Below are 19,792 nucleotides of genomic sequence, written 5' to 3'. Positions count from 1 at the left end.
CGCACGCCGCTACTTCAAAAACGACACCCACTCCATCGTCGCCAAAACCCTGCAAATGCTGGCGGCGAGGGGCGAAGTCGAGGAGGGCGCGCCGTCGTACGCCATTGACCGCTACAAGCTGCTTGACGTGAACGCCGGCACCACCGGTGGAGCAGGCGGCGACGCCTAAAGCTCCAACAAACAACAATCGGCGGCAGTGTTCGTGATGAACACTGCCGCCGATTGTTGTTTCCGACCAGGACGGGCAACGTCAGGTGCCCAGGTTCCGCCTGTCGACGACAAAGCCCGTTGCCGCATTTTCGCGGACTGCGTTGATACCGGCCACAACGGCCTTCAAATTCGGAAACTGTGGCGACACTGCCACAACCGTGCCGTCTTCGGCAGTGAGCCGAAATCGGAATGAGTTGGTACCTGCTTTGAGAATCTCGAAACTGCCCGCCATTTTCCCCTGTTCCTTACGCGTCGCTGCGTACACGAGCTGACTTCATAACTCCCCACCGACCCTAACGGCCATTTCCGACCACCAAAAGCCCTACTGATGGGTAATTTACAACCGATATCGGTAGATCTCTTTGAAAGCAACCGAGGAGCTACAGACCGCATGGAACCCCGCGCGTATGGTGAGGATATGACTCCATCCGGCACGCCCACTACGGGCGTCCTGCTCGCTGCGGGCGCCGGCACCCGCTTGGGGCGCGGCCCCAAAGCGCTGCTGCCCTTCCGCGGACGCACGCTGGTGGAAGTACTCGCCGACACCCTTTTCGACGGCGGCTGCAGCGAGGTGGTGGTGGTTCTCGGAGCCGAAGCCGAAAACGTGCGGAACAGTACAGACCTGGGCGCGCACACCGTCGTGGAAAACCAGAATTGGGCCAAGGGGATGGCCGGATCCTTCCGCGCGGGCATCGAAGCGGCAGCCCCTGGGAACAACATCATGGTGGCTCTGGTGGATCAGCCCGGGCTTACCCTGACGGCGGTGAGCAGGTTGCTGGGCAGCCATCGTCCAGGGCGGGTCACCGCCGCCGCCTACCCTGACGAGTCAGGAAGGCTGAAGCGCGGGCACCCGGTGATATTCGACGTCGGGCTTCGCGGACAGGCCGCCGACGCCGCCAATGGCGACACCGGCGCGCGGTCCTTCCTCAAGGCGCATCCGGGCCTGGTGGACCTGGTGGACTGCAGTGATTTGTGCTCGGGTGAGGACTTGGACACCAAGGATCAGCTGCATCTTCTGGACGGATAGCGGCAGGTACATTGGGTGCATGATCCGCATCGAAACAGACGATCCCGCACGCCCGGATGTCCATCAGCTCCTCAGTGAACACCTGGCTGACATGTTCGCCACCTCCCCCGCGGAGAGCGTCCATGCGCTGGATCATTCCGCGTTGTCCCACGAGTCCATCACGTTCTGAACTGCCAGGGAGGATGGACAACTGCTGGGATCCGGTGCCCTGAAAGACCACGACGGTGGACTGGCCGAGATCAAGTCCATGCGCACCACGGCCAGCGCCCGCGGCCGGGGCGTGGCGACATTGATGCTGGAACACATCGTCGCCGACGCCCGAAGCCGCGGGTACCAGCGGCTGTGCCTGGAAACGGGCACCGAGGACTATTTCGCCCCGGCACGGCGTCTGTATGAAAGGCACGGCTTTACGGAGTGCGGGCCCTTTGCGGACTACACCCTGGACCCGAACAGCGTCTTCATGGAGCTCCCCCTCTAACCCGATTGGGCAGGCGGGCTACACGGAGGCAGGGCTCCGGTCGCGGAGCGCCAGGTAGATCTTGTCCCGGGCGATGGGCAGCTCACCGAAACGGATCCCGGTAGCGTCGCGGATGGCGTTCGCCAGCGCCGGGGCCACAGGATTGAACGGGCTCTCACTCATGGACTTGGCCCCGAGGGGACCCGTGCTGTCATTGGTTGTGGCGAAGTAGACCTCACTCCTCGGCACATCCGCGAACGACGGAATGTGATACTGCCGCAGGATGTCCGTGGTGACCCGACCGGCGTCGTCCACTTTCACTTCCTCGTACAGCACCGCACCGAGGGCCTGCGCGATTCCGCCCTCGATCTGCCCACGGCACTGCCGCGGGTTGACCACCACTCCGGCGTCGGCGGCCTGCACGCTCTGCAGGATCCGCAGCTCACCGGTCCCCGTGTTCACGGCAACCCGGAAGCCGTGGACGTTGAAGGCCACCGAACGCGGCGTTCCTCCCCAGTTTCCGTCGGTGGCGAGGCGGACGCCTTGCAGCCGGGCGGCGTCGACGATTTCCGTGAGCTGCACCGTTCGGTCGCCGCACTGGACAGCCCCATCCACCAACCGGCACTCCGTCAGCGCCACCCCTGTGAGCGAGGCCGCGACGGTCTGGATGCGGGTGGCCAGTTCCAGCGCCGCACTGAGTGTTGCTTTGCCGGCAACCACAGTTCCCGCGGACCCGAACGCACCGGTGTCGTGCTCCACAAGGTCGGTATCGGACTGGCGCACGGTCACCTTGGACGCTGAGGTCGCCAACGCCGTGGCCGCCAGCTGCGCGTGCACAGTGGTAGTGCCGTTCCCGAATTCGGCAGTACCGACGTCGACGGCGAACCGTCCGTCCGCTTCCAGGCTCACCCGGGTGTGGGCGAAGTGGCCGCGGGGCGGGACGGTGTCGATCATGGACAGGGCTGAACCCTCACCGGTGACCCATTCCGGGCCGAGGTCATCAAGGCCGGCGGCCCGGTAGCGTTCCTTCCCGCGGTCCAGGGCGTCGCGCACCAAGGCGATGCACTGGTCCAGGCCGTAGCTTCCGTAGTGGACGTCTTCTTCGGGCTCCGGGGTTGTGGACAGCATGTGGTCACCGGGCCGGACCATGTTCTTCAGCCGGAACTCCAGCGGATCCATACCGATCCCAAGGGCCAACTCGTCGATGGCCGATTCGATGGCAAAGATCATCTGGCTCAGCCCATAGCCGCGGAAGGCCCCGGCGGGAACTGTGTTGGTGTAGACGGCGTGGGCGTCCACTTTCTTGTTCACGCACTTGTACACGGCCAACGACTCTCCGCAGCCGTGGAACATCACGCCGGGAGCGTGGTTTCCGTAGGCACCAGTGTTGGTCAGGACGTTCAGTTGCAGGGCCGTCAGGTATCCGTCCTTGTTGGCACCGGCTTTGAGGTGGATGGTGAAGGGGTGGCGGGTGGTGGTTGCCGTGAACTGCTCGGTCCGGGTGAACTCCAACTGCACGGGACGCTTCAGTGCAAGGGTTGCCAAAGCCACCAAATCTTCGGTGAGGACTTCCTGCTTTCCACCGAAACCACCTCCGACCCGGCCTGCCACCACACGGATGGTCTCCGGAGCCAGGTTGAACAACCTGCTCAACGTCCGCTTCACCAGGAACGGGACCTGGGTGGAGGAACGAACAACCAAACGGCCCTCCTGATCGAGCCAGGAGATGGACGAATGGGTTTCCATGGCTACGTGCTGCACCCGCTGGGTCTGGTACGTGTGCTCGTGGATGTAGTCCGCGGCGGCGAAGCCGTCTTCCACGCTGCCCAGTTCTGCGTGGACCTCGGCCACAACATTCTGGAGCGGCCGCGAAATACGGGACTCGACGCCGTTTTTCTCGCCGTGAATCGCCGGGGCACCGGGAAGGATGGCTTCCTGGGGCGTAAAAACCGGTTCCAGAAGTTCATATTGAACCACCAAAGCCCGGGCTCCAGCTTCGGCCGCTCCCACGGATTCGGCCACCACCGCGGCCACACGCTGCCCTATGAAGCGCACCACGCTGTCCAGGACGCGGGTGTCATCGGGGTCGTCGGTGAAATTCTCGTGTTGTGCCGTGGAGAAGAGCTGCTGCGGTGCGTCCTCGTGCGTGAACACTGCAACCACGCCCGGCACGGCCAACGCTGGAGCCTTGTCAATGGAAACGATCCGGGCGTGCGGATGTGGCGAGCGCGCCACTTTGAGGTGCAGCAAGCCGGGGAGTTGCTCCGCCGGAACGTCCAGGGCGTACCTGACGGTTCCCGTGATCACGGCGTCGCTGGCCAGGGCGGGGACGTTGTCGCCAAGTTGGCCGGGGGTCGCCTCCACAACAGCAGGCGACTTTGCGCCTGAAACGTCAGCTCCGGCGTCGTGCTGGTGTTGGCCGCCGTGGCCTCCACCGTGGCCACAGACGGCGTCCGCAATGGAGCGGTAGCCGGTGCAGCGGCACAGGTTTCCCTTGAGGTTGCGGGGCAGGTTGGCGCGTTGCTCGTCGTCGAAGGTCGCGACGGTCATCATCATGCCTGCGGTACAGAAGCCGCACTGGAAACCCTGGCCCTGGTGGAACTGCTCCTGCACAGGGTGGAGCTGTCCGTCCTTGGCGAGGCCCTCGATTGTGGTGACCGTCTTGCCTTCGGCGCGGACGGCCGGGTAGATGCAGCTGTGCACGGGAGTTCCGTCGACGTGGACGGTGCAAGCTCCGCAGTCGCCGCCGTCGCAGCCCTTCTTGACGCCGAAGTTGCCCTCCTCCCTCAGGAAGGTGCGCAGGCATTGGCCCGGACGGGGTGTGGCCTGCGAGGCAGTGCCGTTGATCTCAATTGCCATGGGAGGCCTCCTTCTGGGTGCCTGTGGTTTCGGGTTGCGTGGACGGCTGGGGCGACGTGGCATGCGGGGGCCAGAAATCGCCGGAGACGGTCATCGACTCGTCCATCAACTCCGCCCGTATTTCCTCGGCCAGCTTGAGCGTCATGTCGCGGCGCCATGCCGGGAGCCCGTGGATATCGTCGTGGTACAGCGGCCAGGGAATGGAATGTTCGACGGCGTCGGCCAGCGTCCGCGCGTCCGGAACCTTCCCGGCCGGGAACCTCAGTTGCACCGGGCGCTTGGTCGAAGCAGTCACCGTGATGACCAAGCCGAAGACGGGATCGAGCCTGCCAATCAGCAGCACCCCGGAGCGGCCAAGGTTGCTCAGCGACAAGCGCCTGAATGCTACGCGCGCCGAGAGTGCCTCGGCGGGGAGATGAATGCTGCGGAGCAACTCCCCCGGGGCCAGGACGGTCTGCATATCGCCGATCACAAAGTCGGCAACCGGGACCGTGCGGCTGGAACCATCCGGGCTGAGGATGGTGGCGAGGCCGTCGAGTCCGGCGCACAGCGACGTCATGGGTCCTGCGGGCAAGCCCGTGCAGATGTTGCCACCCACCGTGGACATGTTCCAGATTTTGAAGGACGCCACGAACGAGTCGCAGCTAGGCCGGATCAGAGCCAGTCCGGGCCATTCGCGGTGGGCTGCTTCTTCGCTGGCCGGCAAGGCGTAGAGCTCAGCCACGGTGCAGGTGGCAGCCAGTTCGATGCCGTCATCGGTCACAGTGACGGCAGGCCAGTTGGCTTCGCCGAGGTCGAGGAGCCGTTTGAGGACAGTGCTTCCGTAGGAGAAAAGGACCGTACCGCCGGCGAGCCAGGCATCGCCGTCGCGCCACAGGGCCGGGTCCGTCGTGGGCACCACGGCCTCGATGGTGTTCATGTCCATGGGTCCTCCTGGGTGAGGTGTTGAGGTGCTGGGTGAATCGGGCCGGTGCCGTCTTTGAGGGACGGAAAACCGGGCGTGCCGTGCGTTTCCCGGGTACCGGGTCCGCGCTCGGCGATGATCTCGGCCGTAATGGAAACCGCCACCTCTGCTGGTGTCACGGCACCAAGGTTCAGGCCGATGGGTGAGTGCAGCCGCGCCAAGGACTCTGAGGGAGTGCCTGACTCGAGAAGGGCATCGACCCGTTGGCGGTGGCTCCGACGCGAACCCATCGCGCCAACGTAGGCCAGGTTGAGGCGGAGGGCCGTCTCCAGTAAGGGGATGTCGAACTTGGGATCGTGGGTCAGGACGCAGACCACGGTCCGGGAGTCGATCCGTCCCGCCGCGGCCTCTGCTTCGAGGTAGCGGTGCGGCCAGTCCGTCACCACCTGGTCGGCTCCGGCGAAGCGACTTTGTTGAGTGAAAGCAGGCCGGGCATCGCACAGCGTGACGTCGTAGCCGAGCAGTTGTCCAGCGGGGAGCAACGCGGCACCAAAGTCGTTGGCGCCAAAGACCAGCATCCTCGCTGCCGGCAAGCTGCTTTCGACCAGCAAGGTGATGGGTTGAGGTTCTTCCTTTTCCCGGGGCGGCGCAGCCAACCTCTCGGTTGTTACCCACCCATCGATGCAGCCCTCGGGCGGGGCCAGCCGGACCAGGCCTGCGCGGCCCCCTTGGAGGAGGGGCTCCACTTGGGCGGCTGCCGCGAAAAGGGTAGCCGGATGGTCCCCCACCAGTCTGGCCAGTTCTTCGGATTCCATGGCACGGAACCGTGCGGGATCATCCACCACCATGACTCCACCACCAGCATCAAGGCGGCGGATGAGTGCGCCAGGGCGTCGGGTTTCGGCCAGCATCGAGAGTTCGGGCGAGCCTTCCTGCAGCGGCTGGATGTGGACTTCCAGTTCCCCTCCACAGGTGAGTCCCACCGCGAACGCGTCCTCGGGACTGAAGCCGAAGGACTCAAGGCGGGGGCCGCCGTCGCGCATGGCTTCCAAGGCCGCCTCCACAACGGCACCCTCCACGCAGCCGCCGGACAAGCTGCCCAAAATTTCGCCGTGTTCGGAGACCATCATGGACGTCCCCAGGGGCCGCGGCACGGAGCCGCCGGTCCCTACGATCGTGGCCACAGCGCATCGTTGGCCGGAGACCGCCGTCCGCCAGCCGCCCAGTGAAGGCATCAGATCCAGCATGGCAACACATCCTTATTCCAGGTGTCCCGGCCAGGTGGCCCGGCCGGAGCAGTGCGCGATCTTGCCCCATAATCTCATTCGCAGAGGCTGTTGAGGGGCAGTCGCGGCTGTTCAGTAAAAGTTCAGTCAGTAAGGGTTCATAGGAACGGGGGCAAGGGCTTCATCTCCCTGCCCCCGTTCCCTGACGGAGCACCGGCACCCTGCCGCCGCCCGCCGTCGTACCTTGTTTTCAGGGACGACGACGGCGGGCGCCTATTAGTGCGGAGGGAACCGGGGGACCGTCGATCGGAGTGCCGGATGATGACCCGCCGGCGCGGGCTGGGGTTCCTGGCTAAACACCCATCAGGGCGTTGATGGGACCCCGTGCGAAGTAGATGATGAAGCCGGCCGTGACCACCCACATGAGCGGATGCACCTTCTTGGCCTTACCTGACGCGGCGTTGACCACGGCGAAGGAGATGAACCCGACCCCGATGCCGTTGGCGATGGAGTACGTCAGCGGCATGGTCACGATGGTCAGGAACGCAGGCAAGGCGACCGAGAACTTGGTGAACTTGATCTCGCGGATCTGCGCCATCATCATCGCGCCCACAACAACCAGTGCGGCCGCAGCAACTTCCAGCGGAACCACCGAAGTGAGCGGCGTGAAGAACATGGACCCCAGGAACAGGAGGCCGGTGACCACCGACGCCAGGCCCGTGCGGGCACCTTCGCCAATACCGGCAGCGGAGTCGATGTACACAGTGTTCGATGATCCGGAGGTTGCCCCACCCACCACGGCACCCATGCCTTCAACGATGAATGCCGACTTCAGCCTGGGGAACGTACCGTCCTTGTGCGCCACACCAGCGCTCTTCGCCAGCCCGGTCATGGTGCCCATGGCGTCGAAGAAGTTGGTGAACACCAGGGTGAAGACCAACATGGTGGCGGCAAGTCCACCGATCCGGGCGAACGAGCCGAAGAGATCGAAGTGGCCCACCAGGCTGAGATCCGGCACGGACACCAACTGGCTGGACAGGATAGGCACGTTCAGGTGCCAGCCGCCGGGATTGGTGGCGCTGCCTGGCCCGATCTTGAATACGGCCTCGACAACTGCGGCGAGGACGGTAGTGGCGACGATGCCGATCAGCAGGCCGCCCTGGATTTTGCGGGCCACAAGGATGCCCATGGCCAGCAAACCGACGATGAAAACGAGGGTCGGGAGGGAGGTGATGGAGCCGTCGTTACCCAGCTGGACCGGTGGGCCACCCGCTGTGGGACGGACGAACCCTGAGTCCACGAAGCCGATGAAGGCAATGAACAGGCCGATGCCAACGGTGATGGCTGCCTTGAGTTCCTTGGGCACTGCCTTGAAGATCGCTGTCCGGGCCCCGGTAGCACCGAAGAGGACAATGAGGATGCCGTTGATGACCACCAGGCCCATGGCTTCTGGCCATGTGACTTCCTGGATGACCGCAACGGCCAGGAACGAGTTGATGCCCAAACCTGCGGCCAGGCCGAAGGGAAGGTTGGCGACCAGGCCGAAAATGATCGTCATGACGCCGGCCGTGAGGCCAGTGACCGCGCCGACCTGCGCGGCTGACAACCAACCGCCCGCCACATCAGTTGGCGCGTTCTCTGCCGAGAAGCCACCCAGGATGAGCGGATTCAGGATGACGATGTAGGCCATGGTGAAGAACGTGACCAGGCCGCCGCGGAATTCGCGGGCCAGTGTGGAGCCACGCTGGGAGATCTGGAAGAACTTGTCCAGGAAGGAGTTCGACGCCGGGGGCTTCTTGTTGCCACCTGCCAGGCCGGCTGCCGTGTGCTTTGCTTCTGCCGCTGTGGGCTCTGCGCTGTTCTCACCGTTGGGGAAGAGCGCAGCCTGCTTTTCAGCTGCTGTGTGCATTTCTGCGGTACCCAGGATTTCCATGTCAGCCACCGGGCCCTAGTAATCAATCCTGGAATCAAGCGTGTTCCATGTGGTGAACGGCTGGAGGGCCTCCGGAGCCTGGGGATCGCCCAGTTCCAGCTTGGCTACCGGCATCAGCGCGTCCCGGTTGTCGTTCTCGAAGTACTCGTAGAAGACTGCGTCGTCGAAGCCCACGGATGCGGCGTCGTGACGGTCTGCGGCGAAGAACACGCGGTCCACGCGTGCCCAGAGCGCGGAAGCCAGGCACATGGGACATGGCTCGCAGCTGGTGTAGAGGGTTGCTCCGCTCAGATCGAACGTTCCCAGTTCGCGGCAGGCGTTACGGATTGCCGTGACTTCTGCATGCGCTGTGGGATCGTTCGTGGCGGTCACGCGGTTGACGCCTTCGAAGGCTCGTCCGTCCGCGGTGACAATGACGGCGCCGAAAGGGCCACCACTGTTCAGGACATTGGCTGTTGCCAGCTCAATGGAGGTGGCCAGGAATTGCTCGGCCGTGACGGTTGTACTCATGTTGCGACTTCCTTAGTGCTGTGGAAGCCAGGTGACCTGTTTGAGCGCGCTGCAAAAAGGAGCTCCAGTTAGCTTGGTTACCAGGCTTCAGCATGTGCGATGAAGGTTAAGTTGCGCCTGGTAGATAGCTTCCCGAAGTCCGGGTGCCCGCCTTTGGCAGTTAGAGCGTAGCACCAGGGTTGTGAGCCGCGCCATAGTTTTTTGAAAATTTAATTTCGTCATGCGAAATTACTTGAGCCGTGCTTTTGGCGCCGGAATGTGACCGCAACCGGGGCGCGGGCGTTGACGGCCGCCGTCGCCCATTTTACGCTGTTGGGACCGTGCCGCTCTCTGGCGGACCGGAAACCTGGATCAGCAGACAGGGCCTAACTGAGCTGGAACGCGTACACGCCGACCAGACAAGGACCTCCATGCTTTGGATCAAAAACCCGCTGGGTATCTTCACCGCCAACGATCTCGACGCCGGCAACGGCCTGGTGGTCTCCGACTCCGGCACCATCCTTGAACTGGTGCCCTCCGGCGCTGAGCCTTCCATGCCATGTTCCGTGTTCGATGCGTCCTCCCACGTCGTGCTCCCGGGCCTCATCAACACGCACCACCACTTCTACCAAACCCTCACCCGCGCCTGGGGCCCCGTGGCCAACGCACCCCTGTTCCCGTGGCTGCAGAACCTCTACCCCGTGTGGGCGCGGCTCACTCCGCGCAGCCTTGAACTGGCGGTCCAGGTCGCGCTGGCGGAGCTGCTGCTCTCCGGCTGCACCACCGCCGCCGACCACCACTACCTCTTCCCCGACGGCATGGAAGACGCCATCGACATCGAGGTGTCTGCAGTACGGTCCATGGGAATGCGCGCCACCTTGACGCGCGGGTCCATGACCCTGGGAGAGGACGACGGCGGGCTGCCGCCCAGGACCACGGTGCAGTCACCTGAGGCGATCCTCGCGGACAGCGAACGCCTGATTCGCAGGTATCACGAGACCGGCGATGGGGCCGTTGTCCAGATTGCCCTGGCCCCATGCTCGCCGTTCTCCGTGACGAAGGAAATCATGGCCGAGTCCGCGGCCATGGCCGAGCGCTTCGACGTCCGACTGCACACGCATCTTGCCGAAACCATCGACGAGGAGGACTTCTGCCAGTCCATGTTCGGGCTGCGGACCGTGGATTACCTGGAGTCCGTGGGGTGGCTCGGATCCCGGACCTGGCTGGGACACGGCATCCACTTCAATGACGAGGAGATCGCGCGTCTGGGAGCTGCCGGAACAGCGGTGGCCCACTGCCCGACGTCGAACATGCGCCTGGCCTCCGGGACCGCACGCGTGCTGGAACTGGAAGCCGCGGGCGTTCCCGTGGGGCTGGGTGTGGACGGATCTGCTTCCAACGACGCGTCCAACATGATCCTCGAAGCCCGGCAAGCCCTGTATTTGCAGCGCTTGCGGTATGGCGCCTCGGTCCCCGTGTCACGCGCACTTGGATGGGCCACGCGCGGGTCCGCGGCAGTTCTTGGGCGGTCCGACATCGGCCAGCTGGCTCCCGGGATGCAGGCGGACCTGGCACTGTTCAAGCTCGACTCGTTGAGGTTTTCCGGCAGCCACGACCCCGTCGCTGCGTTGCTGCTCTGCGGGGCAGAACGGGCCGACCGGGTGATGGTGGGCGGATCCTGGCGCGTCATTGACGGGGCTATCCCGGACCTGGACGTGGCCGGACTGATCGCAGAACACTCTGCGGCTGCGCGGAAGCTGGTGGCCGGCTAGCTCGTTGGTTATGGTTTTTCGCGAGTTCGCCGGAACGCTGCCACTTCGCAGGGAGCGTTCCGGCGATTTCGCACTCTTCCCGCGAACCCGCGGGTGGTGCGGCCCTCCCTAGATGGTGACCTTGTAAACGTGGTGCGTGTATTCGTTGGCAAAGGAGTCCGTGAACTTACCGTTTTGCACGGAAATGCTCCGGTTCTCGCCCACAACCTCCACCTGTGTACCGGTGACACCGTCAGGCAGGGTGAAGGTCTTGGAACCAGTAGTGCCTTTCAAGCCAATGCCAGCAAAGAGGTAGGCGCTGCCATCCTTGGCCTTCAGCATGGTGTCCGTTCCTGCGGCGCCTGCGTTCCACACATAGCTCTGAGTGTTGAGGACAGGTGCCAGCGCCTGGATGCCGGCCAGCGCTACCTTGATCTTTGCCTTGCGATCAGCGGGCGCCTGGACCAGTGAATACGTGCCGAATCCAGCTTGGCCATTGTTGTTGTGCTGGAAAATGCTGATCCCCCGGGCCTCGTGGATGATGCCGGACCACATGGCACCCTCCATCTGTTCCGGGGTGATGGTCCGGTCATTCACATCATTGAGGAACGGTTTTGCGGACTCCACGAAGATCCAATTCGGGTGGACGCCTGGCGAGGATTGGAAGCTTCGCATCTGGTCCACCTGCCAGCCGTAAGCCGCGGAGGTTGCCGTGATGGCGCCCTGCGGCCACGACGGAGTCCGGTTCAGTTCATCCTGAAGATCCGCCCGGGCGTACATGTAGTTGTCCACAGACGCAGCGTCCACCGCGGACATGAAATCGTCCATCAGCCCCGGAGCCCAGTAGGTTCCCAGGATGCCCTTGGAATAGTTGGCGAACGCGAACCTGCCATCGTTGAACCCATGGATCTGGGCCACCTTGTCCTGCATCTGCTGGAGATTCTGGGCATAGGTTGCACCATCGCACCCCAAGCCGAGCATGTCGCACTCATCGTAGGTATCCCAACCCACCACTCCAGGGTTGCTGCCCACCTCAACGCGCGACCACTCCGTCCCGGCGATCACCAGCATTCCTGTGTCCGTAATTGACGCCATGGAAGACCCATCGTGCTCGGCGTTTTGGTACACGTTGACGCCGATGTCCTTCAACTGGGCGGCGTGCTCGGGCTTGCCGTAGTAGACGCTGATGGGGAAAAGATTCGGGTTGTTGAGTTTCGCCGCACCCGGGAACTTTGACCAGTACGCAGGGCCGCCGTCCCACGGGACACGGGCGAGATTGGCAAGGCTGCCTGTGGGGGTGGGTGTTGCAGTTGGCGTAGGCGTGACCGTCGGGGTGGGCGTGGGCGTAGGCGTGGCGGTGGGGGTTGGCGTCGGGGTGTCAGTCGGGCTGGGCGTGACCGTCGTCGTCGGCGTTGCGGTGGGCGTCGGCGTCGGGGTTTCAGTCGGACTGGACGTGACCGTCGTCGTCGGCGTCGGCGTTGCAGTTGGCGAGGCCGTGGCGGTGGAGGTCACGGTATCTGTCGGGTCCGGCGTCGGCTCGGCAGTGAGCGTCGGCTCGGCGGTGGATGTGGCACTCGGACTTGTTGTAGGCGGTGGCGCGCCGGGGTCTGTACATCCGGTCAGAGCTATTGCGATGGTGGCGACAAACAGTGAGACCTTGAGTTTCATGGCGGTGTTCCTTTGGGGAAGCAGCCTGATTGCTGCTGTGCGGCGCTGAACCCCCAGATCCAGCTCTTTCTGAGACCTACCGCGGCAGGCGTTTATCAGCCAGGCGTCCATGTCCCGGCACAGCTCGACGACGAGCGGCAGCTATTGCTCAACGTGCTGCAGTGCGACGCTCGCGGACCTCGTCCGGCGCCATCGAGCCAGCAAGTACAACCCCTCCATGGGGGTCGCCACGACCGGTTGGAATCAAACGGCGGCCGTCACCCCAGCATACGTGACCCACGCCACACCCCATCGGAATATGACGAGCCCATTTTTTGGCCAATTCGACGCCGCGCTGCGTACTGAGCCGTTCGCACGGCACAGTACGCAGCTACGCATCGAAATGGGTTTATCCACATAGGCCAGCCCACACCTTCTCCCTGCGGGGGCGCCATTCGAGGCTTATGACGTGATGAAAAACGCCCCAGGAGAGCTGCCAGCAGGAATACACCTGTGGCGAACCAGCGAACTCCACGAACTCGGCTTCAACGACAGAAACATCGCCGCTATGTTGCGCACGGGAGGCTTGGTCCGGCTTCGTCGGGGCTGTTACATCCGAGGCAGCACATGGGCAGCCCAAAAACCTTGGTCGCGCAGCCTGCAACTCATAGCCGCACACGCCCACGGAACACTGACGACGTCGGTTGGTGGCTTGGTTTACAGCCACACCTCTGCAGCGCGCCTGCATGGGCTATTTCTGTGGGACGTCGATGACCGCGTGCACGTGACCACCGGGACTACCCCCTCTCGGACATCCCATGGAGGTGACGTCGTCCCCCATACTCGGACATTGAACCCCAACGAGGTGGTTACCGTGCAGGGAATGCCCTGCACCTCGCTCGAACGAACGGTAGCGGACTGCTGCCTTATGTTGACCTACAAGCAAGCCCTCATCGTGGTAGACCACGCGCTCAGGATAGGTGCCCACGCCACCGCCCTGGAGCAGATGTGCGGCAGCCTCGTCGGGCGCAATGGCGTCAGCAGGCTCCGCAGAGCATTGGAGAATGCGGACGCAAGGTCGGAATCGCCCGGAGAAACCCTCACCCGTGAGTTGCTCCAACGACTTGGCATCGAGCTCCCCGAGCTCCAGGTAGAGGTGATGTCAGCGGAGGGTCGCCATCGGCTCGACTTTGCCTGGCGCAGGAAGAAACTGGCGCTGGAGTTCGACGGGAAGGTCAAGTACTTCGACTACGCCCCCACGGGCGAAGTCCTCTACCGGGAACGCCAGCGCGAGAAGTCACTCACCGAACTCGGCTGGAGGTTCATTCGGATCAAGTGGCAGGACCTATTCCGTGAGCAGGAGTTCAAAGTGCGGGTACTACGCGCCCTCCGTGATTAGGGCCAATTCGCTGACTCGCTGCGCATTCGATGTTGCGCACGGCATCCTGCGCAGCGAGGCGTCTAAATGGAGTCGAGCACCGAAAAGCGGGCGACACCTCCCCAGGTATCGCCCGCCTCGTTGGCTCTGTTGCGCAGAGTCCGCGCCCGTGATGCAGGAAAATCAGGGGCGCTGCCGGCCGAACACCGGAAGCGCGCGCAGCCAACGGGAGAACCCGCCGGCTTTGCGGTCGCAGTCGGCCGGAATATAGAAGTCCGGATCTGTTGCACCGAAGGGCAGGTACAGCTCCTGACCCGGTGCCGGGAATTCCACGACGTTGTTCGTATCCTTCGAGTCCATCTGTTCCTCCTCTTTCTCATGCACTCAGTTTCCGTACTTCGGAAAACTTTTATTGTTATGTGGAAAGTGTAGGCAGCTGGGAAACTGGGCGTCAAGAGCCCCTCCGGAGCAAAGTGAGTTGCCCCGGTCACATTCGGGTAGTTCATAACGATCCTTGGGAACCCGTATACACAGGCCGAAACCATGCGCTACTCTCGAATCAGTTCGTGGCGTAGGTCACGTAACCTGAGAGCAGCAGGCAGGGTCGTAATGAGCTGGCATCAATGGATGTCGGCTCTTTTTTGTTGGGTCGGCTCCACCAGAAACGCGGTGGAAACACGCGCTTAATTTCATTGATGGAACCTAGGTTCCACCTCACAGAAGTTGGGATATGACCATGAGCAACAACATCGTCCTCGGCGAAAACCAGTACGGCAAAGCAGAAGTCCGCGTCGTCAAGGTCACTCGGGATACGGACCGCCACCACATCGAAGACCTGAACGTCACCTCGCAGCTGCGCGGCGACTTCCAGGCAGCCCACCTCGAAGGCGACAACGGCCACGTCGTTGCCACCGACACCCAAAAGAACACGGTCTACGCTTTCGCTCGTGAAGGCATCGGCTCCCCCGAAGCCTTCCTCCTGCGCCTTGCCGATCACTTCACCGGTGGGTTCGACTGGGTAACCGGCGGACGCTGGGAAGCCGAGGCCTACAGCTGGGATCGCATCCAGGCACACGGCGAGGGACACGACCACAGCTTCGTCCGCAACGGACAAGAGGTGCGTACCGCCGTCGTCGTCCGTGATGGCGCAACCACCCACCTGATCAGCGGCCTCAAGGACCTGACCGTCCTGAAGACCACCCAGTCAGGTTTTGTCGGCTACCCGCGGGATAAGTACACCACCCTGCCGGAGACCACGGACCGCATCCTCGCAACGGATGTCTCCGCCCGCTGGCGCTACAACACCAACCTGGACTTCGCCGGTACGGACTTCAACAAGAGCTACGAGGACATCAAGGCCCTCCTGCTGGAAGGCTTCACCGAGAACTACTCCCACGCCCTGCAGCAGACGCTGTTCGACATGGGCAAGAAGGTCCTCGAAGCACACAGCGAAGTGGACGAAATCAAGTTCTCCATGCCCAACAAGCACCACTTCCTGGTTGACCTGAGCCCGTTCGGCCTGGACAACCCCAACGAGGTCTTCTTCGCGGCTGATCGCCCGTACGGCCTCATCGAAGCAACCGTCCAGCGCGAAGACATCGACGCTGCACCCGTTGCATGGAGCGGCATCGCCGGCTTCTGCTAACCACCCGGCGAAAGCCAAACCCTGGGTTTGTGTACAGGCGCTGCCCCTAAGAGCCCCTTTAAGGCTTCACCTGTACACAAACCCGACCCCAAAACCCCAAGATTTGTTAGCCAGACACAGTTAGCCAGACGAAGACGTCTGCCATGAACCCAGAAAGTCTGCCATGAACATCAAGAAGAAATCCCGCCCCGCGAATACCACCTCGCAGCAGAAACACCAGTCCGAGCGGCCCGAGGACAAGCGCCTCTCCATCGGAAGCACCTTCGCTTACGGCTTCCAGCACGTCCTCACCATGTACGGCGGAATCATTGCCCCGCCCCTGATCATCGGTGCAGCGGCCGGCATGAACTCACAGGACATCGGCCTTTTGATCGCCGCCTGTTTGTTCGTAGGCGGGCTCGCCACCATCCTTCAGACGGTGGGCATCCCGTGGTTCGGCTCGCAGCTGCCGCTGGTCCAGGGCGTGTCCTTCGCCGGCGTTTCCACCATGGTGGCAATCGTCCAGGGTGGTGGCGGGATCCAGGCGGTGTTCGGCTCGGTGATCGTGGCTTCGCTGATCGGCCTGGCCATCACTCCCCTGTTCTCGAAAATCATCAAATTCTTCCCACCGGTTGTTACCGGCACAGTAATCACCACCATTGGGCTTACCCTGATGCCGGTGGCCGCGAACTGGGCCATGGGCGGCAACGCCAAGGCTGACAACTACGGCAGCATGGCCAACATCGGATTGGCCGCAGCAACCATGGGCATCGTTCTGCTCCTGAGTAAGGTCGGCAACGCCGCGATCTCCCGGCTCTCGATCCTGCTGGCCATGGTGATCGGCACCATCATTGCGCTCATTGCCGGCATGGCCGACTTCTCCAAGGTGGGCCAGGGCGACGTCGTCGCATTCCCCACACCCTTCGCTTTCGGTGCCCCCACCTTCGAAGTAGCCGCCATCATCTCCATGCTGATCGTTATCCTGGTGACCCTCACCGAGACCTCCGCAGACATCATCGCGGTGGGCGAGATCGTGGACACCAAGGTTGATTCCCGCCGCATCGGTGACGGACTCCGCGCCGACATGCTCTCCAGCGCCATCTCCCCCCTGTTCAACTCCTTCACGCAGAGCGCTTTCGCCCAGAACGTTGGCCTCGTTGCCATCACGGGCATCAAGAGCCGCTTCGTGGTCAGCGCCGGCGGCCTCATCCTGGTGGTCCTGGGCCTCCTGCCGATCCTCGGCCGCGTGGTCGCAGCGGTTCCGACGCCCGTCCTGGGCGGTGCCGGCGTCGTACTTTTCGGTACGGTTGCCGCGAGCGGTATCCGCACCCTGGCCAAGGTCGAGTACAAGAACAACATGAACCTGATCATCGTGGCGGCCTCGATCGGCTTCGGCATGATCCCGATCGCCGCCCCGAAGTTCTACGACCAGTTCCCGTCCTGGTTCTCCACGATCTTCCACTCCGGCATCAGCTCGGCCGCTGTCATGGCGATCCTGCTGAACATCCTGTTCAACCACTTCAAGGCCGGCAACTCGGACAACCAGTCAGTGTTCGTTGCAGGAACGGACCGGATTGTCAGCGAAGAGGACATCAAGTGCCTCAGCGAAGGCGACCGCTTTGAGAACGGCAAGTTGATCGACGCCGACGGCAACGAGGTCCCGCTCAAGACCTCCAGCGCGTCAGAGCACTGACCACTCTTCCGCGGATGAAAGGCGGCAGTGTTCCCTTGGGGGACTCTGCCGCCTTTCGCCGTGCCACGGGAAGCGCACGACGGCGGCACTCGCCCAGAGCGCGCCGCCCACCTTCCAGGGGCCGTCCAGATAACAAAAGATGGCAATGTTCGCGGGGAACATTGCCATCTAGTGCCATCTGGGCAGGGATTAGTTTTGGTTGAGCTCCGCGGAGATCGCCTTGGCAGCCTCGCGCAGCATGGGCACAGCACGGTCGGCGAAGCTCTGGTCCACGCGGGTAATCGGCCCGGAAACGGAGATCGCAGTGGGCGTGGGCGCGTTGGGGACGGCCATGGCGAAGCAGCGCACGCCAAGCTCCTGCTCTTCCTCGTCAATGGAGTAGCCGCGCTCACGGATCAATGCCAGGTCCGCGAGCAGGGAGTCGATGTCCCCGATGCTCTTGGCCGTGGGGGTGGGCATGCCGGTGCGGGCCACGATGCCGCGGACAACCTCGTCATCCAGCTGGGCCAGGATGGCCTTGCCGACGCCGGTATCGTGCGTGTGGGCGCGACGGCCAACCTCGGTGAACATGCGCATGGAGTGCATGGACGGAACCTGGGCCACGTAGATGACCATGTCCGAGTCCAGGACCGCCATGTTGGAGGTCTCTCCGAGTCGTTCTACGAGGGTCTTGAGCTGCGGGCGGGCTACGGCACCGAGTTGCTTGCTGGCACCTTCGCCGAGCCGGATGAGCCGAGGGCCCAGGGCGTAGCGGCGATTTGGCAGCTGGCGGATGTAGCCGAGGGAGACCAGGGTCCTCAGCAGGCGATGGATGGTAGGCAGGGGCAAATCCGTGGACGAGGAGAGCTCGCTCAAGGTGACGTCGCCACCGGCGTCCGTGATCAGTTCCAACAGTTCAAAGACGCGCTCAACGGACTGCACGCCTCCGGAGGCTTTTTCAGCCATTCCCTTGTCTCCAATGACTCAGATTCCGACAACTCTTATCCGCATCGTGAAAAGAATTGCTTAGAACACCCAACATACAGCACGCATGCAAGCGGCGCGATGACACCGAACATGACCAAGCAAGGGGTTGTGTTTCCACTTTGTAGATAATAATATCCATAATACGAAAACATTTTGTAGGAACGGCGGCCCGGGAACGGGCCTAACAGGAGGAATTTCAATGGCGAATCCGAGCCCCGGAAACTCGATCACCCTGCGCGTCGCCGCACCGTCGAGCTTCACCGCTACCAGCGAACTGGCAGCAGCCGTCGGCGCAGCCGGTGCAGCAATCACCGCCCTGGACGTCACGGAATCCCACCACGAGAAGATCGTTGTCGACGTCACCTGCAACACCACCGACGACGACCACGCAGCCCGCGTCAAGGACGCCCTGAACGCACTCGACGGCGTCACCGTCCAGCACGTTTCGGACCGCACCTTCCTCATGCACCTCGGCGGCAAGCTCGAGGTTGTCCCCAAAGTAGCCCTGCGCAACCGCGACGACCTCTCGCGTGCCTACACTCCCGGCGTCGCCCGCGTTTGCATGGCGATCGCAGAAGACCCGGCCGCCGCCCGCAACCTCACGGTCAAGCGCAACACCATCGCCGTCCTGACTGACGGTTCCGCCGTCCTGGGCCTGGGCAACATCGGCCCCGCCGCGGCCCTTCCGGTCATGGAAGGCAAAGCTGCGCTGTTCAAGCAGTTCGCCAACGTTGACGCCTGGCCGGTCTGCCTGGACACCCAGGACACCGAAGAGATCATCATGATCGCCAAGGCCATGGCCCCCGTTTACGGCGGCATCAACCTTGAAGACATCGCCGCACCGCGCTGCTTCGAAATCGAGAACCGCCTCCGCGAAGAGCTGGACATCCCGGTCTTCCACGACGACCAGCACGGTACCGCGATCGTTACGCTCGCAGCCCTGGTCAACGCCCTGCGTGTCGTGGACAAGAAGCTGTCGGAGGTCAAGATCGTGGTTTCGGGCGTCGGCGCTGCCGGCTCCGCCATCATCCAGCTCCTCAAGGCCCAGGGCGCGCAGCACATTATCGCCGCGGGCCGCTCGGGCGCCATCCACTCGGGTGAGGACTACAGCGACGAGCACCGCAGCTGGATCGCAGCGAACACCAACGAAGAAGGCTTCTCCGGTACGCTCCACGATGCCCTCAAGGGTGCTGACGTGTTCATCGGCGTCAGCGCACCGCACGTGATCGGCGAGGAGCAGGTCGCCTCGATGGCCGAGAATGCAATCGTGTTCGCCATGGCCAACCCGACGCCGGAAATCGATCCCGTGGTCGCTTCCAAGCACGCCGCCGTCGTAGCTACCGGCCGCAGTGACTTCCCGAACCAGATCAACAACGTGCTGGCCTTCCCCGGATTCTTCCGCGGGCTGCTGGACGCAGGGGCATCGGACATTACGCCTGACATGCTGGTGGCCGCCGCCGAGGCAATCGCCAACCGGGTGGCTGACGACGAGCTGAACGCGAGTTACATTATCCCCAGCGTCTTCGATCCCCATGTTGCTGCCGATGTTGCTGCTGCGGTGGCAGCCGCCGCGCACGCAAACGCCGCCAGCGCGCTGTAGCACCAGCGCACCCTAGAAGAAGGAATCC

At 63.2% G+C, this 19,792-nt stretch carries 15 protein-coding genes and 1 pseudogene; 7 read left to right on the top strand and 9 right to left on the bottom strand.

The window, feature by feature from the left end; translation table 11 throughout:
• Nucleotides 1–250: 250 nt before the first annotated feature.
• Nucleotides 251–442: a YegP family protein gene (locus tag QRM57_RS18865; protein ID WP_044569301.1), complete on the bottom strand. Its 192-nt coding sequence runs from the start codon at nucleotides 440–442 to the stop codon at nucleotides 251–253.
• 159 nt (nucleotides 443–601) lie between these two features.
• Between QRM57_RS18865 and nboR the strand changes: the two genes are divergently transcribed.
• Entirely contained in the window at nucleotides 602–1,237 is a 636-nt protein-coding gene (gene nboR, locus QRM57_RS18860) for a nicotine blue oxidoreductase (protein WP_284987745.1), read from the top strand.
• A gap of 19 nt (nucleotides 1,238–1,256) precedes the next feature.
• A pseudogene (locus QRM57_RS18855) lies at nucleotides 1,257–1,715 on the top strand (GNAT family N-acetyltransferase).
• An 18-nt stretch (nucleotides 1,716–1,733) separates the two neighbouring features.
• Here QRM57_RS18855 and QRM57_RS18850 read toward each other — a convergent pair.
• The 5 genes from QRM57_RS18850 to QRM57_RS18830 all read right to left on the bottom strand — a co-directional run bounded on the left by QRM57_RS18850 (nucleotide 1,734) and on the right by QRM57_RS18830 (nucleotide 9,126).
• Nucleotides 1,734–4,553: a molybdopterin-dependent oxidoreductase gene (locus QRM57_RS18850; protein ID WP_284987744.1), complete on the bottom strand. Its 2,820-nt coding sequence runs from the start codon at nucleotides 4,551–4,553 to the stop codon at nucleotides 1,734–1,736.
• Nucleotides 4,543–5,478: an FAD binding domain-containing protein gene (locus QRM57_RS18845; protein WP_284987743.1), complete on the bottom strand. Its 936-nt coding sequence runs from the start codon at nucleotides 5,476–5,478 to the stop codon at nucleotides 4,543–4,545. Before QRM57_RS18845 ends, QRM57_RS18850 begins: the two co-directional genes overlap by 11 nt.
• Nucleotides 5,469–6,704 carry an XdhC family protein gene (locus QRM57_RS18840; protein WP_284987742.1) on the bottom strand — a complete coding sequence of 412 codons (1,236 nt, stop codon included), beginning with the start codon at nucleotides 6,702–6,704 and terminating at the stop codon, nucleotides 5,469–5,471. The genes QRM57_RS18845 and QRM57_RS18840 overlap by 10 nt, the downstream gene beginning before the upstream one ends.
• Before the next feature lie 331 nt (nucleotides 6,705–7,035).
• A complete protein-coding gene (locus tag QRM57_RS18835; RefSeq protein WP_257369706.1) occupies nucleotides 7,036–8,625 on the bottom strand; it encodes an NCS2 family permease in 1,590 nt (529 codons plus the stop codon).
• Between the two features lie 6 nt (nucleotides 8,626–8,631).
• The gene (locus QRM57_RS18830; protein ID WP_142937997.1) at nucleotides 8,632–9,126 is read right to left on the bottom strand and encodes a nucleoside deaminase; all 495 of its coding nucleotides are present in this window, start codon (nucleotides 9,124–9,126) and stop codon (nucleotides 8,632–8,634) included.
• A 410-nt stretch (nucleotides 9,127–9,536) separates the two neighbouring features.
• Here QRM57_RS18830 and QRM57_RS18825 point away from each other — a divergent pair, with 410 nt between their 5' ends.
• The gene (locus tag QRM57_RS18825) at nucleotides 9,537–10,877 is read left to right on the top strand and encodes an 8-oxoguanine deaminase (protein ID WP_284987741.1); all 1,341 of its coding nucleotides are present in this window, start codon (nucleotides 9,537–9,539) and stop codon (nucleotides 10,875–10,877) included.
• 108 nt (nucleotides 10,878–10,985) lie between these two features.
• Here QRM57_RS18825 and QRM57_RS18820 read toward each other — a convergent pair whose 3' ends face one another.
• A complete protein-coding gene (locus QRM57_RS18820; RefSeq protein ID WP_284987740.1) occupies nucleotides 10,986–12,524 on the bottom strand; it encodes a hypothetical protein in 1,539 nt (512 codons plus the stop codon).
• Between the two features lie 451 nt (nucleotides 12,525–12,975).
• Between QRM57_RS18820 and QRM57_RS18815 the strand changes: the two genes are divergently transcribed.
• Nucleotides 12,976–13,902, top strand: a complete 927-nt coding sequence (locus tag QRM57_RS18815; RefSeq protein WP_284987751.1) for a hypothetical protein — start codon at nucleotides 12,976–12,978, stop codon at nucleotides 13,900–13,902.
• A gap of 162 nt (nucleotides 13,903–14,064) precedes the next feature.
• On the opposite strand, the gene QRM57_RS18810 is transcribed toward QRM57_RS18815, so the two are convergent.
• Nucleotides 14,065–14,241 (bottom strand): hypothetical protein, encoded by a 177-nt coding sequence (locus tag QRM57_RS18810; RefSeq protein ID WP_014922716.1) that lies wholly within the window; start codon nucleotides 14,239–14,241, stop codon nucleotides 14,065–14,067.
• A 370-nt stretch (nucleotides 14,242–14,611) separates the two neighbouring features.
• Between QRM57_RS18810 and pucL the strand changes: the two genes are divergently transcribed.
• Together pucL and QRM57_RS18800 are read left to right on the top strand one after the other, a co-directional pair.
• A complete protein-coding gene (pucL, locus tag QRM57_RS18805; RefSeq protein WP_284987739.1) occupies nucleotides 14,612–15,526 on the top strand; it encodes a factor-independent urate hydroxylase in 915 nt (304 codons plus the stop codon).
• A 163-nt stretch (nucleotides 15,527–15,689) separates the two neighbouring features.
• Nucleotides 15,690–17,198, top strand: coding sequence for a nucleobase:cation symporter-2 family protein (locus QRM57_RS18800; RefSeq protein WP_284987738.1), 1,509 nt, complete (start codon nucleotides 15,690–15,692; stop codon nucleotides 17,196–17,198).
• 189 nt (nucleotides 17,199–17,387) lie between these two features.
• On the opposite strand, the gene QRM57_RS18795 is transcribed toward QRM57_RS18800, so the two are convergent.
• On the bottom strand, nucleotides 17,388–18,143 hold the full coding sequence (locus QRM57_RS18795; protein WP_062071662.1) for an IclR family transcriptional regulator: 756 nt from the start codon (nucleotides 18,141–18,143) through the stop codon (nucleotides 17,388–17,390).
• 220 nt (nucleotides 18,144–18,363) lie between these two features.
• Here QRM57_RS18795 and QRM57_RS18790 point away from each other — a divergent pair, with 220 nt between their 5' ends.
• Nucleotides 18,364–19,764: an NAD-dependent malic enzyme gene (locus tag QRM57_RS18790; RefSeq protein WP_284987736.1), complete on the top strand. Its 1,401-nt coding sequence runs from the start codon at nucleotides 18,364–18,366 to the stop codon at nucleotides 19,762–19,764.
• Nucleotides 19,765–19,792: the final 28 nt, after the last annotated feature.

The sequence above is a fragment of the Arthrobacter sp. fls2-241-R2A-172 genome (assembly GCF_030208885.1).
Classification (GTDB): Bacteria; Actinomycetota; Actinomycetes; order Actinomycetales; family Micrococcaceae; genus Arthrobacter.
Note: the sequence above shows the minus strand (reverse complement) of the source record. Positions and strands in the feature narration are given on the sequence as shown.

Coding starts and splice junctions, on each gene's coding strand:
- QRM57_RS18865 (WP_044569301.1), bottom strand. CDS start 442: ATGGCGGGCAGTTTCGAGATTCTCAAAGCAGGTACCAACTCATTCCGA.
- nboR (WP_284987745.1), top strand. CDS start 602: ATGGAACCCCGCGCGTATGGTGAGGATATGACTCCATCCGGCACGCCC.
- QRM57_RS18850 (WP_284987744.1), bottom strand. CDS start 4,553: ATGGCAATTGAGATCAACGGCACTGCCTCGCAGGCCACACCCCGTCCG.
- QRM57_RS18845 (WP_284987743.1), bottom strand. CDS start 5,478: ATGGACATGAACACCATCGAGGCCGTGGTGCCCACGACGGACCCGGCC.
- QRM57_RS18840 (WP_284987742.1), bottom strand. CDS start 6,704: ATGCTGGATCTGATGCCTTCACTGGGCGGCTGGCGGACGGCGGTCTCC.
- QRM57_RS18830 (WP_142937997.1), bottom strand. CDS start 9,126: ATGAGTACAACCGTCACGGCCGAGCAATTCCTGGCCACCTCCATTGAG.
- QRM57_RS18825 (WP_284987741.1), top strand. CDS start 9,537: ATGCTTTGGATCAAAAACCCGCTGGGTATCTTCACCGCCAACGATCTC.
- QRM57_RS18820 (WP_284987740.1), bottom strand. CDS start 12,524: ATGAAACTCAAGGTCTCACTGTTTGTCGCCACCATCGCAATAGCTCTG.
- QRM57_RS18815 (WP_284987751.1), top strand. CDS start 12,976: ATGAAAAACGCCCCAGGAGAGCTGCCAGCAGGAATACACCTGTGGCGA.
- QRM57_RS18810 (WP_014922716.1), bottom strand. CDS start 14,241: ATGGACTCGAAGGATACGAACAACGTCGTGGAATTCCCGGCACCGGGT.
- pucL (WP_284987739.1), top strand. CDS start 14,612: ATGACCATGAGCAACAACATCGTCCTCGGCGAAAACCAGTACGGCAAA.
- QRM57_RS18800 (WP_284987738.1), top strand. CDS start 15,690: ATGAACATCAAGAAGAAATCCCGCCCCGCGAATACCACCTCGCAGCAG.
- QRM57_RS18795 (WP_062071662.1), bottom strand. CDS start 18,143: ATGGCTGAAAAAGCCTCCGGAGGCGTGCAGTCCGTTGAGCGCGTCTTT.
- QRM57_RS18790 (WP_284987736.1), top strand. CDS start 18,364: ATGGCGAATCCGAGCCCCGGAAACTCGATCACCCTGCGCGTCGCCGCA.